Origin of the sequence: Vibrio sp. 10N.222.55.C6 (assembly GCF_041473395.1) — a bacterium.
In the GTDB taxonomy this organism is placed as follows: Bacteria; Pseudomonadota; Gammaproteobacteria; order Enterobacterales; family Vibrionaceae; genus Vibrio; species Vibrio crassostreae_C.
This window is the reverse complement of the sequence record NZ_JBFRSD010001164.1, coordinates 1-390: the sequence shown is the minus strand read 5'-3', so window position 1 is coordinate 390 and position 390 is coordinate 1. Positions and strand designations below refer to the sequence as shown.

General features: G+C 43.6%; 1 protein-coding gene. It reads right to left on the bottom strand.

Annotated features, from left to right (window positions below; all coding sequences use genetic code 11):
- Window positions 1–18 precede the first annotated feature (18 nt).
- Window positions 19–390 (bottom strand): Solitary outer membrane autotransporter beta-barrel domain (locus AB4486_RS28005; RefSeq protein WP_372120088.1); only part of this gene is annotated, 372 nt, incomplete at its 5' end.

Sequence of the window (390 nt, the reverse complement as noted above, 5' to 3'; positions counted from 1 at the left end):
TAAGATCAACAATTTATGCTAATTATTGAGTAAGAATAGCAAGCTACCGCCACTGAGTGAGCTGCCATAATTGAAGTTAATCCCGACACCGAAGTTATCAAAGAAGTAAGAGTCGTAAGGGACATCGAACACCAACCCAGCGCCGAATTCATAGTAATAGTGTGTGTCTAAAGGATCCGTTAAATCCCCCGCTATATCGATTCTTCTAAAGTTATAGTGGACCTGAGGGTTGTTTAACGACCAAGCATCGAGCGCGACATTTTGCCTAAACTCTAGTTCATTAATAAATCGCATCCCTTCAGGGTTACCGATATCACCATCGTTCGCTTCACCCCATCCAGCCCCATAGAAATAACGCACTCTAGAAGAGACATTCCAGCTTCCCCACTC